At 59.6% G+C, this 15,160-nt stretch carries 15 protein-coding genes; 9 read left to right on the plus strand and 6 right to left on the minus strand.

Features of this window, described 5'->3' with window-relative positions; genetic code table 11:
- Positions 1 to 31 precede the first annotated feature (31 nt).
- Positions 32 to 454, minus strand: a complete 423-nt coding sequence (locus K5Y35_RS06875; RefSeq protein WP_123470262.1) for a hypothetical protein — start codon at positions 452 to 454, stop codon at positions 32 to 34.
- A gap of 58 nt (positions 455 to 512) precedes the next feature.
- On the opposite strand from K5Y35_RS06875, the gene K5Y35_RS06880 reads away from it, so the two are divergent.
- The gene (locus tag K5Y35_RS06880) at positions 513 to 1,604 is read left to right on the plus strand and encodes an aminopeptidase (protein ID WP_123470260.1); all 1,092 of its coding nucleotides are present in this window, start codon (positions 513 to 515) and stop codon (positions 1,602 to 1,604) included.
- Positions 1,605 to 1,704: 100 nt separating this feature from the next.
- Here the strand turns inward: K5Y35_RS06880 and K5Y35_RS06885 are convergent, their stop codons facing one another.
- Together K5Y35_RS06885 and K5Y35_RS06890 are read right to left on the minus strand one after the other, a co-directional pair.
- Positions 1,705 to 2,355: an HAD family hydrolase gene (locus K5Y35_RS06885; protein WP_128615229.1), complete on the minus strand. Its 651-nt coding sequence runs from the start codon at positions 2,353 to 2,355 to the stop codon at positions 1,705 to 1,707.
- 28 nt (positions 2,356 to 2,383) lie between these two features.
- Positions 2,384 to 2,929: a gamma carbonic anhydrase family protein gene (locus K5Y35_RS06890; RefSeq protein ID WP_222833956.1), complete on the minus strand. Its 546-nt coding sequence runs from the start codon at positions 2,927 to 2,929 to the stop codon at positions 2,384 to 2,386.
- Between the two features lie 62 nt (positions 2,930 to 2,991).
- Here K5Y35_RS06890 and prlC point away from each other — a divergent pair, with 62 nt between their 5' ends.
- The 3 genes from prlC (at position 2,992) to K5Y35_RS06905 (ending at position 7,515) form a co-directional block, all read left to right on the plus strand.
- On the plus strand, positions 2,992 to 5,070 hold the full coding sequence (gene prlC, locus K5Y35_RS06895) for an oligopeptidase A (protein WP_186747038.1): 2,079 nt from the start codon (positions 2,992 to 2,994) through the stop codon (positions 5,068 to 5,070).
- Complete coding sequence (locus K5Y35_RS06900; protein ID WP_123470256.1) at positions 5,067 to 5,357, plus strand: YheV family putative zinc ribbon protein; 291 nt, start codon at positions 5,067 to 5,069, stop codon at positions 5,355 to 5,357. The genes prlC and K5Y35_RS06900 overlap by 4 nt, the downstream gene beginning before the upstream one ends.
- A gap of 112 nt (positions 5,358 to 5,469) precedes the next feature.
- Entirely contained in the window at positions 5,470 to 7,515 is a 2,046-nt protein-coding gene (locus K5Y35_RS06905) for a M3 family metallopeptidase (RefSeq protein ID WP_222833957.1), read from the plus strand.
- On the opposite strand, the gene K5Y35_RS06910 is transcribed toward K5Y35_RS06905, so the two are convergent.
- Entirely contained in the window at positions 7,502 to 8,146 is a 645-nt protein-coding gene (locus K5Y35_RS06910; RefSeq protein WP_123470253.1) for a dual specificity protein phosphatase family protein, read from the minus strand. The genes K5Y35_RS06905 and K5Y35_RS06910 overlap by 14 nt on opposite strands.
- 304 nt (positions 8,147 to 8,450) lie before the next feature.
- Here K5Y35_RS06910 and K5Y35_RS06915 point away from each other — a divergent pair, with 304 nt between their 5' ends.
- From K5Y35_RS06915 to K5Y35_RS06925, 3 genes are read left to right on the plus strand one after another with little or no spacing between them, the layout of a single operon-like run.
- Positions 8,451 to 9,197, plus strand: a complete 747-nt coding sequence (locus K5Y35_RS06915) for a gluconate 2-dehydrogenase subunit 3 family protein (RefSeq protein WP_222833958.1) — start codon at positions 8,451 to 8,453, stop codon at positions 9,195 to 9,197.
- A 2-nt stretch (positions 9,198 to 9,199) separates the two neighbouring features.
- Complete coding sequence (locus tag K5Y35_RS06920) at positions 9,200 to 10,984, plus strand: GMC family oxidoreductase (RefSeq protein WP_222833959.1); 1,785 nt, start codon at positions 9,200 to 9,202, stop codon at positions 10,982 to 10,984.
- Between the two features lie 12 nt (positions 10,985 to 10,996).
- Positions 10,997 to 12,298, plus strand: a complete 1,302-nt coding sequence (locus K5Y35_RS06925; RefSeq protein ID WP_222833960.1) for a c-type cytochrome — start codon at positions 10,997 to 10,999, stop codon at positions 12,296 to 12,298.
- 59 nt (positions 12,299 to 12,357) lie between these two features.
- On the opposite strand, the gene K5Y35_RS06930 is transcribed toward K5Y35_RS06925, so the two are convergent.
- Entirely contained in the window at positions 12,358 to 12,633 is a 276-nt protein-coding gene (locus tag K5Y35_RS06930) for a hypothetical protein (protein WP_222833961.1), read from the minus strand.
- Positions 12,634 to 12,867: 234 nt separating this feature from the next.
- On the opposite strand from K5Y35_RS06930, the gene K5Y35_RS06935 reads away from it, so the two are divergent.
- The gene (locus K5Y35_RS06935) at positions 12,868 to 13,413 is read left to right on the plus strand and encodes a hypothetical protein (protein WP_123470243.1); all 546 of its coding nucleotides are present in this window, start codon (positions 12,868 to 12,870) and stop codon (positions 13,411 to 13,413) included.
- 102 nt (positions 13,414 to 13,515) lie between these two features.
- Here K5Y35_RS06935 and K5Y35_RS06940 read toward each other — a convergent pair whose 3' ends face one another.
- Positions 13,516 to 13,818 (minus strand): hypothetical protein, encoded by a 303-nt coding sequence (locus tag K5Y35_RS06940; protein ID WP_123470241.1) that lies wholly within the window; start codon positions 13,816 to 13,818, stop codon positions 13,516 to 13,518.
- A 244-nt stretch (positions 13,819 to 14,062) separates the two neighbouring features.
- Here K5Y35_RS06940 and K5Y35_RS06945 point away from each other — a divergent pair, with 244 nt between their 5' ends.
- Positions 14,063 to 15,121: a PA0069 family radical SAM protein gene (locus tag K5Y35_RS06945; protein ID WP_222833962.1), complete on the plus strand. Its 1,059-nt coding sequence runs from the start codon at positions 14,063 to 14,065 to the stop codon at positions 15,119 to 15,121.
- Positions 15,122 to 15,160: the final 39 nt, after the last annotated feature.

The raw sequence follows: 15,160 nt of genomic DNA on the forward strand, positions 1-15,160 counted from the left end.
CCACCGTTCTGAATACTCAGCATAGCGTCGATCATGTGCGCTGGCAGCCTGCCGGTGTTCCCTGCCCTACGACTTTTCGCTGCTCGTCATAGAGCCTGGCCCAAGGCCTGAAGCCGATACTGCCGGCCTGCAGCTGGTAACGCTGGCCAGCGTTGAAGTCCTTGAATTTCACGTTCAACTGGCAATCACGCCACAACGGTTCGGCATCGGGGCCGATATTGGTCGCCTCCACCGGAAACTGATAACGCACCTTCAGCTCATGGCTGCCGGGCTGGACTTCGAAATAACGCTTGTCGACCGTGGCCCGGCTATCGACCTGCAGCGCTTGCAGCGCCGTGTCTTGTTGCCGGGCATCGAGATCGATCCAGGCTTGTGAGGGGTCAGGGTCAGGCATTCCGAATCCGGCACAACCGGCCAGTGTCAGCAGGCCTCCTGTCAGCAACAACATGCGCATAGCGAAGCTCCAAATGGCGGGATAGTCTTGCGGGCAGACTTTCCAAAGGATTTTTATTTTGAGCAGGCCGCTTCCAAGCCATGGGTTACTTGATCGCGTTTTTCGGATTTTGTTTCCGGGGGTGATGTTTTTGTTGCTCAACGGTTGTGCCAGCGTCAGCTATTACAGTCAGCTGGCCAGCGGTCAGTTGCAGCTGCTGCGGGCACGCGAGCCCGTGGCCAGGGTGATTGCCGACCCAAGCCGTGACGAGAAATTGCGCGCGCACCTGGCCCAGTCACAAAAGGCCCGCACCTTCGCCAGCGAACAGCTGCACCTGCCCGACAATCAGAGCTATCGCCTGTACGCCGACATCGGCCGGCCATTTGTGGTGTGGAACGTGTTTGTCACCCCGGAGTTTTCTCTGACCCCGCAGAATCATTGCTTCCCGATCGCCGGTTGCGTGGCCTATCGCGGCTACTACAGCCAGAGCGCGGCACGGGGCGAAGCGGCGATCCAGCGTCTGCAAGGCATGGACGTGGCGATTGGCGGCGTCGAAGCCTATTCGACACTCGGCTGGTTCAATGACCCGATTCTCAATTCGATGATGGGCTGGGGCGATGAGCGTCTGGCCACCCTGATCTTCCATGAGCTGGCCCATCAGCGCTTCTATGTGAAGGATGACACCGAGTTCAACGAGTCCTTCGCCACGTTCGTCGAGCAGGAAGGGACCCGCCAGTGGCGCGCGTTTCGCGGGTTGCCGGCGCAGAACGACTCGCAGCTCAAGCAGCGTGAGCAGTTCATCGAGCGGGTGCTGGAAACGCGCTCCCGGCTGGAAAAACTCTATGCCCAACCGCTGCCGGCCGAGCAGATGCGCGAACGTAAGGCCGCAGCGTTCGAGCAGTTCCGTCGCGAATATCGAATGATGCGTGACAGCCTGTGGGCCGGGGACAAGCGTTATGACGCGTGGGTGAATTTGCCGCTGAACAATGCGCGGCTGTTGCCGTTCGGGCTGTATGACCAGTGGGTGCCGGCGTTTTCGGCGTTGTTCAGGCAGGTTGGGGGGGATTGGCCGAGGTTTTATGCTGAAGTGGAGAAGTTGGGGGCGCTGCCGGTGGCTAAGCGCAAAGCGGCGCTGAAAGCATTGGCAGACGCTCAGACCTTCCGTGGCTGAATTGGCCTCATCGCTGACAAGCCAGCCCCCACAGGGACAGCGGTGAACCTGAGCACATCGCTCATCTGTGGGAGCTGGCTTGCCAGCGATGGCGTATTAATCAACGCCGCAGGAATGCCTGATGCAACTCGTCCAGCGTTTCAAAATGATAAGCCGGCGCCTCCGCACTCAACTCTTCGAAACTGCCAAACCCGTAACCGACTGCCGCCGCATCCAGCCCATTGCTGCGCGCCCCGATCAGATCGTGCTTACGATCGCCGATCATCAACGTATTGGCCGGGTCCAGCCCTTCTTCCTTGATCAGATGCGCAATCAGCTCGACCTTATTGGTCCGCGTGCCGTCCAGCTCACTGCCGTAGATCACCTTGAAGTGCCGGGCAAAATCAAAATGCCGGGCAATCTCGCGGGCAAATTCCCACGGTTTCGACGTGGCGATATACAGCTGCCGTCCCTGCCCGCTCAGGGTTTCCAATAAAGGCGTGACACCATCAAACACGCGGTTTTCATACAGGCCGGTAACCTTGAAGCGTTCGCGATAGAAATTCACCGCCTGCCACGCCTTGGCTTCATCAAAATCGTAAAACTGCATGAACGCCTGCAACAGCGGCGGGCCGATGAAGTGTTCAAGTCTGGTCAGGTCCGGCTCGTCGATGCCGAGCTTGCCGAGGGCGAACTGGATGGAACGGGTGATGCCCTCACGCGGGTCGGTCAGGGTGCCATCGAGGTCGAACAGTACGGTCTGGTAGTGCATGAGAAATCCTGTGCGGGTGTCAGTCGTTTCAGAGCTGGTCGTAGCCTTCGGCCAGATGCAGGTCCTTGAGCTTCACGTAGTTCGCCGCGCTGTAGGTGAAGAAGGCGCGCTCCTTGTCAGTCAGTGCACGCACCTGTTTCACCGGACTGCCAACATACAGAAAGCCGCTTTCCAGGCGCTTGCCCGGCGGCACCAGGCTGCCGGCGCCGATGATCACGTCATCCTCGACCACCGCGCCATCCATGACGATGCTACCCATGCCGATCAACACGCGACTGCCGACGGTGCAGCCATGCAGCATGACCTTGTGGGCGATGGTCACGTCATCGCCGATCAGCAGCGGGAAACCGTCCGGGTTGAACGGGCCGGCGTGGGTGATGTGCAACACGCAGCCGTCCTGCACGCTGGTGCGCGCGCCGATGCGGATGCGGTGCATGTCGCCACGGATCACGGTCAGCGGCCACACGGAGCTGTTTTCGCCGATTTCAACGTCGCCGATCACCACCGCCGAGGCGTCGACAAACGCGCCTTCGCGAAGCTGCGGGGTGTGATTCTGGTACTTGCGAACGGACACGATAAGTTCTCTCTCTGTCGCCGATAGCTGCGGTGAATGCCGATTGTAATTAAGATGGGCGCATGTTTCTTCCAGCCAAGGTGCCAACCGTGAGCGTGAACAACCCTCTGCTGCAGTCCTACGACCTGCCACCGTTCTCCACGATCCGTGCCGAACACGTCCTGCCGGCCATCGAAACCATTCTGGCCGACAACCGCGCCGCCATTGCCGAAATCCTCAAGACCCAAGGCCAGAACCCGACCTGGGCCGGCCTGGTGCTGGCAATGGACGAACTCAATGATCGCCTCGGCGCCGCCTGGAGCCCGGTCAGCCACCTCAACGCCGTGTGCAACAGCGCCGAACTGCGCGAAGCCTACGAGTCGTGCCTGCCGGCCCTGAGCGCCTACTCCACCGAGATGGGCCAGAACCGCGAACTGTTCCAGGCCTATGAGGCGCTGGCTAACAGCCAGGAAGCCGCCGGTTTCGACGTGGCACAAAAAACCATTCTGGAACATGCCCTGCGCGATTTCCGCCTGTCGGGTATCGACCTGCCGGAAGCTGAACAGAAGCGTTACGCCGAAGTGCAAAGCAAACTGTCCGAGCTGGGCAGCCGCTTCTCCAACCAGTTGCTCGATGCCACACAAGCCTGGACCAAGCACATCACCGACGAAGCCGCCCTCGCCGGCCTGACCGATTCGGCCAAGGCGCAGATGGCGGCCGCCGCCCAGGCTAAAGGTCTCGATGGCTGGCTGATCACCCTGGAATTCCCGAGCTACTACGCGGTAATGACCTACGCCCAGGACCGTGCGCTGCGTGAAGAAGTCTACGCCGCCTACTGCACCCGTGCGTCGGATCAAGGCCCGAATGCCGGGCAGAACGACAACGGTCCGGTCATGGAAGAGATCCTCGACCTGCGTCAGGAACTGGCCAGGCTGCTGGGTTTCGCCAGCTTCTCCGAGCTGAGCCTGGCGACCAAAATGGCCGAGTCCAGCGATCAGGTGCTGAGCTTCCTGCGCGACCTGGCCAAGCGCAGCAAGCCGTTCGCCGCGCAGGACCTGCAACAGCTGCGCGCCTACGCCGCCGAACAGGGCTGCGCCGATCTGCAAAGCTGGGACAGCGGTTTCTACGGGGAAAAACTCCGCGAGCAACGCTACAGCGTCGCTCAGGAAACCCTGCGCGCCTACTTCCCGATCGACAAAGTCCTCGGCGGGCTGTTCGCGATCGTCCAGCGTCTGTACGGCATTGAAATTGCCGAACTGAAAGGCTTCGACACCTGGCACCCGGACGTGCGCCTGTTCGAGATCAAGGAAAACGGCCAACATGTCGGCCGCTTCTTCTTTGACCTCTACGCCCGCGCCAACAAGCGAGGCGGCGCGTGGATGGACGGCGCTCGCGACCGCCGCCGCACTGTCGACGGCGTGCTGCAAAGCCCGGTCGCCAACCTGGTGTGCAACTTCACCCCGGCCGACAGCGGCAAGCCTGCGTTGCTGACCCACGATGAAGTGACCACCCTGTTCCACGAATTCGGCCATGGCCTGCATCACCTGCTGACCCGCGTGGATCACGCGGGTGTCTCCGGGATCAACGGCGTGGCGTGGGATGCGGTCGAGCTGCCGAGCCAGTTCATGGAAAACTGGTGTTGGGAGCCGGAAGGTCTGGCACTGATCTCCGGTCACTATGAAACCGGCGAGCCACTGCCACAGGACCTGCTGGAAAAAATGCTCGCGGCGAAAAACTTCCAGTCCGGGCTGATGATGGTGCGTCAGCTGGAGTTCTCGCTGTTCGACTTCGAACTGCACGCCACCCACGGTGACGGCCGCAGCGTGCTGCAAGTGCTCGAAGGCGTACGCGATGAAGTTTCAGTGATGCGTCCACCGGCCTACAACCGCTTCCCCAACAGCTTCGCGCACATCTTCGCCGGCGGTTACGCCGCGGGTTACTACAGCTACAAGTGGGCGGAAGTGCTGTCGGCGGATGCCTTCTCCAAATTCGAAGAAGACGGCGTGCTCAACGCTGAAACCGGTCGCGCTTTCCGCGAAGCGATCCTGGCACGTGGCGGTTCGCAGGCCCCGATGGTGCTGTTCGTCGACTTCCGTGGCCGTGCGCCTTCGATTGACGCACTCTTGCGCCATAGCGGCCTGAGTGAGGACGCGGCAGCATGAGCGAGGCACCTGTGATTACCAAGAAACGCTTTATCGCCGGGGCCGTCTGCCCGGCGTGCAGCGAGCCGGACAAGCTGATGATGTGGAACGAGGACAGCGTGCCGCACCGCGAATGCGTGGCCTGTGGTTACTCGGATACGTTGAACGAGCAGGGGCTTTCTGTACCGAAAGAGCTGGGCACGCGGGTCAACACCAGCGCGCTCAAGCCGACAGCGGACAAGAATGTCCAGGCCGTGCAGTTCTTCCCCAATCCGAAGCTTGCGAAAAAACCTGACGCACAACATTGAGTCGCTGCCACCTTCCACCGATCAGCGGTGGAAGGTGGTAACTATGTACCGCCCTTCCCCTGCGCTTCCTGCCTAAGCTGGCCCTTTTCAGCCACGCCTCAAGGAAGAAGCCATGTCTGACACCAATCCGCTGTTACAACCTTGGACTTTGCCACCGTGGTCGGCGATACGCGCCGAGCATCTGGTTCCGGCGATCAACGCGATCATCAGCGCAAACCACCAGGTCATTACGCAAGTGATCGCCAGCCAGACCGAACATCCGGGTTGGGACGATCTGGTAGTGGCCGTCGATGAGGCCGAAGCGCGCCTGGATGAAACCATGGCCATTATCGAAACCCTCTCGAGCGTCAAACCCGACGACACCGACTGGCTCAGGGAAAGCGCCTTGTGCAGCCTCGCAGCGGACCAATACCGCGCCGACAAGGCCGCCAATCTGGCGCTGTACCGTACCTATCAACGGCTGGCGAACAGCTCGATTACCGCCAGTTTCGATGATCAGCGCAAAGCCTCGCTGGCGAAGATTCTGCGCAAATTTCGCCTGTCCGGGAGCGAACTGCAGCGTGCTCAACAGCAAACGCTTGCGCGCCTGAATCACGACATCCGGCAGCTGGAGCAACTGTTCCTGAGCAACCTGGAACTGGCCGACGCCGCATGGAGCAAACGCATTGCCGACGTCACGCAGCTTGAAGGTCTGTCTGCTGCGGTGCAGGCGCGTCTGGCCCGCAATGCAAAACAGGCAGGATTCGACGGCTGGCTGCTGACGCTGGATCGAAACACCTACCAGCACGTCATGACTCACTCGCAAAACAGGGCACTGCGCGAAGAATATTACTTGGCGTGGTTCAGCCGCGCCTCCGACCAGGGCCCCCAAGCGAACAAAACCGACAACCATCCGGTCCTGACGGTGTTGGTCGGCCTGCGACACGAAAAAGCCCGGTTACTCGGATTCGAAAACTTCGTCCAGTTTCGCCTCGAAAACCGCATGGCCGCCTCACCCGAACAAGTCGACGCCTTTGTCCGCCAGCAAGTGGCATCAAATACGCCGGCCTTGCAGCGCGATGCCCAGGCCCTGAAGGCGTTCGCGCTCACCCAGGGGATTGCACCAATCCAGCCATGGGATGAAGACTTCCTCGCCGAGCAGTTACGCCTGCGGCAATTGAATGGCGCACTCAAAAGCTTGCGTGAGTACTTCCCGCTCGATGGCACGCTACGTCGGCTCTGTCTATTCAGCGAGCACATGTTCGGCGTCAAGATCGTCGAACAGACAGCGGTCAGCCACTGGCATGAAAGCGTGCGGTTACTGGAGGTACGCGAGTACGAGCAAGTGATCGGGTATATCTACATTGACCCCTATCACCACGAAGAATCGACCGACTATGCCTTCACCTCGGCCTTGCGCGTTCGCCGCATCAATGCCGAAGGGCGCCCATCGCTGCCGATTGCCAGCCTTCACAGTAACTTCCCGCCTGCCACCAAGGACCATCCGTGCCTGCTGTCCCACGAAAACCTGCGGGTGCTGTTCCACGAGTTCGGGCATTGCCTGCAACATGTTTTCACGCGATCCCCGCATCGCAACCTTTCGGGGATTTCGCAAATGGCCCGCGATACTGCCGAGTTCGCCGGGCAGTTGTTCGAACACTGGTGCCTGTCATCGGAGTTTCTGGTGTGGCTAGGCGCCCATTACCAGAGCGGCGAGCGACTGACGAAGACACGGGTCGAGACTGCGCTGGCCGCCATCAACGCCCACACCAGCCGGACCACCGCCATGTTGCTGATGACGGCGTTATTTGATTTGGAGCTGCATCGAAGTCATGGCGATGGCCGCAGCATCCAGCAGGTTTTCGAAGATGTGCAACGTGACATCCCCCACCTGCAACTGTCGGGTTATCACCGCCTCGCCTATAGCTTTGATTACCTGGTGACCGGCTACGCGGCATCGGTCTACGCCTACAAATGGTCGGGCGTGCTGGCGAGCGAGGTGTTCAAACGGTTTCAGCGCGACGGTGTGTTCGCCCCGCAGACAGGGCGGGATTTTCGCGAGGCGTTCTTTGCGCCCGGCGACTCCCGCTCATTGCTCAAGGCAGCGCATGGGTTTCTTGGCGAGCCTGTTACCGCACAGCTCTTTGCCGCCGATACGCCCGCGGTTACTTCAGGTTGACCGACTGGAACCAGCTCTTCATCGAGCAGGTGGCAAAGGCACTGGTGCTGCAATCGCCATTGGCCAGAGCGGTACGCAGTTTGTCGACATCGGCTTGCATCACATAGCGCACGCCATCCTTGAAATGGCCGCTTTCACCAAACCCGCCCTGAGTCATCTCGTCCAGCGCGTCTTCCTTGCTCCAGCCCTGCACCACGATCCGGTACATCGCCGCCATCAGGCCGGTACGGTCGGAACCGTGCTTGCAATGCATCAACACCGGACCATTGGCTTCGGCAGCCTGAATCGCGCGCAGGGTCTTGAGCACATCGGCGTCATCGACATGGTTGGTGCGATAAGGCAGTTGCACCTGATTGATGCCTGGCTCGGACAACCAGCGGCTGTCGGCTTCCGGCAGGAAGTTGATCACCGTCGCCACTTTGAGGTTCTTCAACAACGGCACCGCACCGCCATCCGGCAAGGCGCTGCGGTAGAGGGTTGGCGACATCTGGAACAGGTTGTACTGCACTTCAACCGGTTGCGCCCATTCAGGGGGACGCGATGTTGCAGCGGCGTCAGCCTGGGCCGGCATCAAGTGCAGCAGGGCAACAAGCGACAAACACAAAGCAGGGAAAAGGCGCACTCGGGACATGCTGGGCTGACCGTATCGGGATTCATCAATGAAAGGCCTTGCAGCGTCTACGTACGACGGTCAAAGCCCTGTGAGGCTCTTGTCAAAGAATCGTGAATCCGTGCGATTTCATTGAGCGTCGCGGAAAAAACCGCGGTTTTTTCCGCTGAATCGGTTAATCCCGATGATTAGCCTGCTACCATTTGTCACACGATGTTGCAGGCGTCCCCCTTTTACCGGTCACACGGGCTTCACGCCGCGACGAAAAATGCTCAAGCCGTTCGCAGAAACGGACAACCATCAATGCCTGATGAGGTGCACCCCCATGTCTGATGCAAATCGAGACAACCCGCGGCGTGAGTTCTTGCGCAAATCCCTGACCCTGATTCCCGTGGTCACCCTCGCCGGTAGCGGCCTGGGCAGCAGCGTTTTGCAAGCGGCGCCTGAAGTTACCCCGGCGGCGCCCGCGGCAGCTCCGGCGAATGCCGAGGCCGGCGCTTACCAGCCGAGCTATTTCACCGCCGAGGAATGGGCGTTCATCAACGCCGCCGTGGCGCAATTGATCCCCAACGACGATCAAGGCCCGGGTGCCCTCGAAGCCGGCGTGCCGGAATACATCGACCGCCAGATGAACACCCCGTACGCCGCCGGTGCCCTGTGGTACATGCAGGGTCCGTTCAACGCCGACGCCGCGCCGGAGATGGGCTGGCAGAGCAAACTGGTGCCCAAAGACATCTATCGCCTCGGCATCGCCGCCACGGATCAGTGGGCAAAATCCCTAAACGGTAAAACATTTGCCGAGCAAGACAGCGCTACCCGAGACGACTTGCTCAAGCAACTCGAAGCCGGCAAGCCGCAGTTCGATGCGGTTCCGGCGAAGATTTTCTTCAGTCTGCTGCTGCAAAACACCAAGGAAGGGTTCTTCTGCGACCCGATCCACGGCGGCAATAAAGGCATGGTCGGCTGGACCATGATCGGCTTCCCCGGCGCCCGCGCCGATTTCATGGATTGGGTGGAACGCAACGAGCAATACCCCTTCCCGGCAGTTTCGATTCGCGGCGAGAGGGCCTAAGCATGGCAACGGTAATGAAGAAGGTCGACGCGGTGATCGTCGGTTTTGGCTGGACTGGCGCGATCATGGCCAAGGAGCTGACCGAAGCGGGGCTCAACGTGCTGGCGCTGGAGCGCGGGCCGATGCAGGACACCTACCCCGACGGCAACTATCCGCAGGTGATCGACGAACTCACCTACAGCGTGCGCAAAAAACTCTTTCAGGACATCTCCAAAGAGACGGTCACCATCCGCCACAGCGTCAACGACATCGCCCTGCCCAACCGCCAGCTCGGCGCGTTCCTGCCGGGTAATGGCGTCGGGGGCGCCGGTCTGCACTGGTCGGGCGTGCATTTTCGCGTCGATCCGATCGAGCTGCGCATGCGCAGCCATTACGAAGAGCGCTACGGCAAGAGCTTTATCCCCAAGGACATGACCATCCAGGACTTCGGCGTCAGCTATGAAGAGCTGGAGCCGTTCTTCGATTTCGCCGAGAAAGTCTTCGGCACCTCCGGCCAGGCCTGGACCGTGAAGGGCCAACTGGTCGGTCAGGGCAAGGGCGGCAACCCTTATGCGCCGGATCGCTCCAATCCGTTCCCGCTGCAAGCGCAGAAAAACACGGTGTCCGCACAGCTGTTCGGCAAAGCGGCGACAGAGGTCGGTTACAAACCCTACAACCTGCCGTCGGCGAATACTTCAGGGCCGTACACCAATCCCTACGGCGCACAGATGGGGCCGTGCAACTTCTGCGGTTTCTGCAGCGGTTATGTTTGCTACATGTATTCCAAGGCCTCGCCGAACGTGAACATTCTGCCGGCGCTAAAGCCGTTGCCGAATTTCGAACTGCGGCCTAACTCACATGTGCTGCGGGTCAACCTCGACAGCACCAAGTCCAAGGCCACCGGCGTGACTTACATCGACGGCCAGGGCCGCGAGATCGAGCAACCGGCGGATCTGGTGATCCTCGGCGCCTTCCAGCTGCACAACGTGCGCCTGATGCTGCTGTCGGGCATCGGCAAGCCTTACGACCCGATCAGCGGCGAAGGCGTGGTCGGGCGCAACTTCGCCTACCAGAACATGGCGACCATCAAGGCGTTCTTCGACAAGGACACCCACACCAACAACTTCATCGGTGCCGGCGGCAACGGCGTGGCGCTGGATGACTTCAACGCCGACAACTTCGACCACGGGCCGCACGGCTTCGTCGGCGGCTCGCCGATGTGGGTCAACCAGGCCGGCAGCCGGCCGATTGCCGGTACTTCGAACCCGCCGGGCACACCGGCCTGGGGCAGCGCGTGGAAACGTGCGACCGCCGATTACTACACCCACCAGGTGTCGATGGACGCCCACGGCGCGCATCAGTCCTACCGCGGCAACTACCTCGATCTGGATCCGGTGTACCGCGATGCCTACGGCTTGCCGCTGCTGCGCATGACCTTCGACTGGCAGGAAAACGACATCAAGATGAACCGCTTCATGGTCGAGAAAATGGGCAAGGTCGCCCAAGCCATGGGCCCGAAAGCCATCGCGGTGATCAGCAAACAGGTCGGTGATCACTTCAACACCGCGGCTTACCAGACCACCCACCTCAACGGTGGCGCGATCATGGGCACCGATCCGAAGAAAAGCGCCCTGAACCGCTACTTGCAGAGCTGGGACGTGCACAACGTGTTTGTGCCGGGCGCGTCGGCATTCCCGCAAGGGCTGGGCTACAACCCGACCGGACTGGTGGCGGCGTTGACCTACTGGTCAGCGAAGGCGATCCGCGAGCAGTACCTGAAAAACCCCGGCCCGCTGGTTCAGGCATAAGGAGCGATGACCATGAAAAACCTCGTTATCGCCACCCTGGCGCTGCTCGGCAGCGCAGCTGTAACCGCTGCCGACGTCGATCCTGCGTTGATCAAACAAGGCGAATACCTCGCCCGTGCGGGCGACTGCGTGGCCTGCCATACCGCCAAGGGCGGCAAGCCGTTCGCTGGCGGCCTGCCGATGGAAACCCCGATCGGCACGATTTACTCGACCAACATCACCCCCGACCAAACCGGCGTCGGTGATTACAGCTTCGAGGACTTCGACAAGGCCGTGCGCCATGGTGTCGCGAAAAACGGCAGTACGTTGTACCCGGCCATGCCGTTTCCGTCCTACGCCCGCGTCAGTGAAGGCGACATGCAGGCGTTGTACGCCTACTTCATGCACGGCGTCGAACCGGTCGCGCAGGAGAACAAGGCCAGCGACATTCCATGGCCGCTGAGCATGCGCTGGCCGTTGATGGGCTGGCGCTGGATGTTTGCGCCGAAAGTCGAGGACTACAAAGCAACCTCGGACGATCCAGTCATCGACCGTGGCGCCTATCTGGTCGAAGGCCTCGGCCATTGCGGCGCCTGCCATACGCCACGGGCCCTGACCATGCAGGAAAAATCCCTGAGCGCCACCGACGGCAAAAACTTCCTCGCCGGCAGTGCGCCGCTGGAAGGCTGGATCGCCAAGAGCCTGCGCGGTGATCACAAGGACGGTCTCGGCAGCTGGAGCGAAGCGCAACTGGTGCAGTTCCTCAAGACCGGGCGCAGCGACCGCAGCGCGGTGTTCGGCGGCATGAGCGACGTGGTGACCCACAGCATGCAATACATGACCGACGCCGACCTGACCGCGATTGCTCGCTACCTCAAGTCGTTGCCGGCCAATGATCCTGCCGATCAGCCGCACCAGTACGACGAAAAAGCGGCCAAGGCTCTATGGAACGGTGACGACAGCCAACGCGGCGCAGCGGTGTACATCGACAACTGCGCGGCCTGCCACCGTACCGACGGCCATGGCTATACCCGGGTGTTCCCGGCGCTGGCCGGCAATCCGGTGCTGCAATCGGAAGACCCGACGTCGCTGATCCACATCGTGCTCAAGGGCGGCACCCTGCCGGCCACCCACACGGCGCCGTCGACCTTCACCATGCCGGGTTTCGCCTGGCGCTTGTCGGATCAGGAAGTAGCCGATGTGGTGAGTTTTATTCGCGGCAGTTGGGGTAACAAGGGCGCGCCGGTCAAGGCTGACGACGTCGCGAGCCTGCGCAAGAACGATATGCAGACGACTTCCAAGGATGATTTGGGGCAAGTCACCACGCATAACTGACGGCTGCGATTGATACGCCGCTGGCACGGTGCGACTTTTCGTGCGGTGTCAGCGGCCGATCAACGCTTGGACTGAAAGCCTTTGAACTGCGCAAATGCATCGGCCAGCTGCAGGTAAAGCTTCTCGTCGTATGTGTCGATGTCGCCATCGCCGTGAGCCTCGACGGCGTCTTCGGAGATCACGTCATAACGACCATTGGCCTGCGACGACGAAGCATAGAGCGAATAGTCGTAATCCATCATTTCGGTCGCGTCTTCATCGTAGTGATAAAACGCGATTTCCGGACTTTCATCTCCGTCCATATCCGAGATTTCCAGCAGTATTCTGATAGCCATGAATAAAATCCCTCAGACTTGAATCCGTGCTTGAGATTAGAGTTGGGGATAATTCCAGTCTACTGTCAGAGTTGACAGGGTGTATAACCACTCAGTCAGTCACGTTGTTCCATCCGTGCTGTAAATGCATACACCTGTCAAGTCTGACAGTAGACGCTCGCATTTACGTTACCTAATGTGCAAAGGGACATGGATTCAGGTCCTTAATGTTGCGCTGGCAGGGAGCACACAGACATGAGCTACTCACTGTTATATGAGTTCAGAGACACGGATGGGAACGGCACAGCTGAAGCGGTCATTTCCCGCTACAACAATGCTGATGCTGTTAATTCATTGCCCGACATCGTCGTCACAGCGTACGCCAATATCGCCAACGGGAAATATGACACGGTAAGTGGAGTCGACGACGTTGAGGGCGACGGCGACACTGATGAGGATGACGACTCCTATTACACCCTGGCAGGCGACCTCGCCTCTGCGATTGTCGGCTTGAGTACCGTCGGTGCGGGACGTCTTTACAGTTGCATGCTTATCTCATTTGCAGACAACGCCTCAGGGGGCAAACTTGCCGACGTCAATATTGGCTTGTTTAATGTCGCAAACTCCGATTTGACTCGCCCGGATTCAGTCGTGACCGTCACGGGTTATGACAAGGGGTTGTATAAAAAAGTGATGGGGTCGACGGACGCTGACGGTGATAACGATATTGATCTGGACGATGAGTTTATTTTCAGAAAAATCGCGGGTTCCTTTGCATCAATGAGGGACTTTAAAATTTGAAATAATCACTCACATGGTTGCTACCGTTTTGACCAATCACTGTCCGACAAAAACCTGCAGGCGTAAATCATGCAGGTTTTTTTGCATTTGTCGCCGTGTGCGTTACGGATTAACGATACTCGCATAAGCCTTGGCCAATGCCACTAACTTGGCCTTGTCATCACTATCTATATCACCGTCGCCGTCTACATCTTTTTTGTCCGTGCGAATGGTGAAGGACTTGCCTTGATCGCTGGACACCGCGACCACGTAGATCGAATCGACAAGAGCTTCGGTCGACAACTCCTCCTCGGCATTCCAGCCCAGTTCCTTGCGGGCAAGTTGCATCGAAACAATGGTATTGGGTTCCGATTGGCTCGGCAGCAACATTTGTAGGAATACACCACGCTGATTAAGAAACGACATAAATCAAATCCTTTTAGAGTTTATATACAGGCATCAGTGCCGGTAAGTTTCGGAGGCTATAGTTGATAACTTTCCTTCACAACCCAACATATGTTTCGTGGGTTTTCTCTTGTTCCAGTTATTTATATGAACAACCCAGCACATGGCAGACCTGAACCGTGCCCGTATTCCTTGGCCGAACGGTACTGGATCGTTAAGGGCGTAACCTTGTACTGTATGTATGTACAGATTTGAGGTTCGCGCAATGATCAACCCTCTCCCCCCGCGCGGTCGCGGCACCGCGACCAATCCGCACAACCGCTTTGCGCCGAACCGTTCGGTGGCCGAGGATGACGGCTGGTATCAGGAAGTGCCCGAAACGCAGAACACCGAGGTGATGATCGAAACCGCGAAAACCATCATCACCCGCAACACCTCGCCGGACCTGCCCTTCGACCGCTCGATCAACCCCTACCGAGGCTGCGAGCATGGCTGCATCTATTGCTACGCGCGGCCCAGCCACGCCTATTGGGACATGTCGCCCGGGCTGGATTTCGAAACCAGGCTGATTGCCAAGACCAACGCCGCCCAAGTGCTGGAAGAACAGCTCGGGAAAAAAGGCTATCAATGCGCGCCGATCAACCTGGGCTCCAATACCGATCCGTATCAGCCGATCGAGCGCGAACACAAAATCACCCGCCAGACCCTCGAAGTGCTGCTGCGCTATCGGCATCCGGTGACCATCATCACCAAGGGTTCGCTGATCTTGCGCGACCTCGACCTGCTCACTGAACTGGCGCAGCAAAGGCTGGTGGCGGTGATGATCAGCCTGACCACACTGGACGACGAACTCAAACGCATCCTCGAACCCCGCGCCGCAGCGCCCAAGGCCCGGCTGCGGGCGATCCGGGTGATGCGCGACGCGGGGATTCCAGTGGGTGTGCTGTGTTCCCCAATGATTCCGATGATCAATGACAGTGAGATCGAAAGCCTGCTGACTGAGGCGCATGCGGCCGGCGCGCAGAGCGCTGCGTACATGATGCTGCGGCTGCCGCTGGAAGTGGCGCCGCTGTTCGAGGAATGGCTGCAGGCGCACTACCCGCAGCGGGCGGCCCATGTGCTGAGCCTGATCCGCCAGAGCCGTGGCGGTGAGCTCTACGACAGCCGTTTTGGCGCACGTATGCGCGGCGAAGGGGTGTTCGCCGACCTGCTGGCGCAGCGCTTTGCCAAAGCCATCAAGCGTTTAGGCATGAATCATCGCGAGGGCTACAACCTCGATTGCACAGCGTTCTGTCCGCCGGGACGCCAGATGTCGTTGATTTAGCAAATCCGTCGAGGTCGCAAACTCGCGTCTATCGAAGTC

It is taken from the genome of Pseudomonas sp. SC3(2021) (assembly GCF_019856535.1).
Classification (GTDB): Bacteria; Pseudomonadota; Gammaproteobacteria; order Pseudomonadales; family Pseudomonadaceae; genus Aquipseudomonas; species Aquipseudomonas monsensis.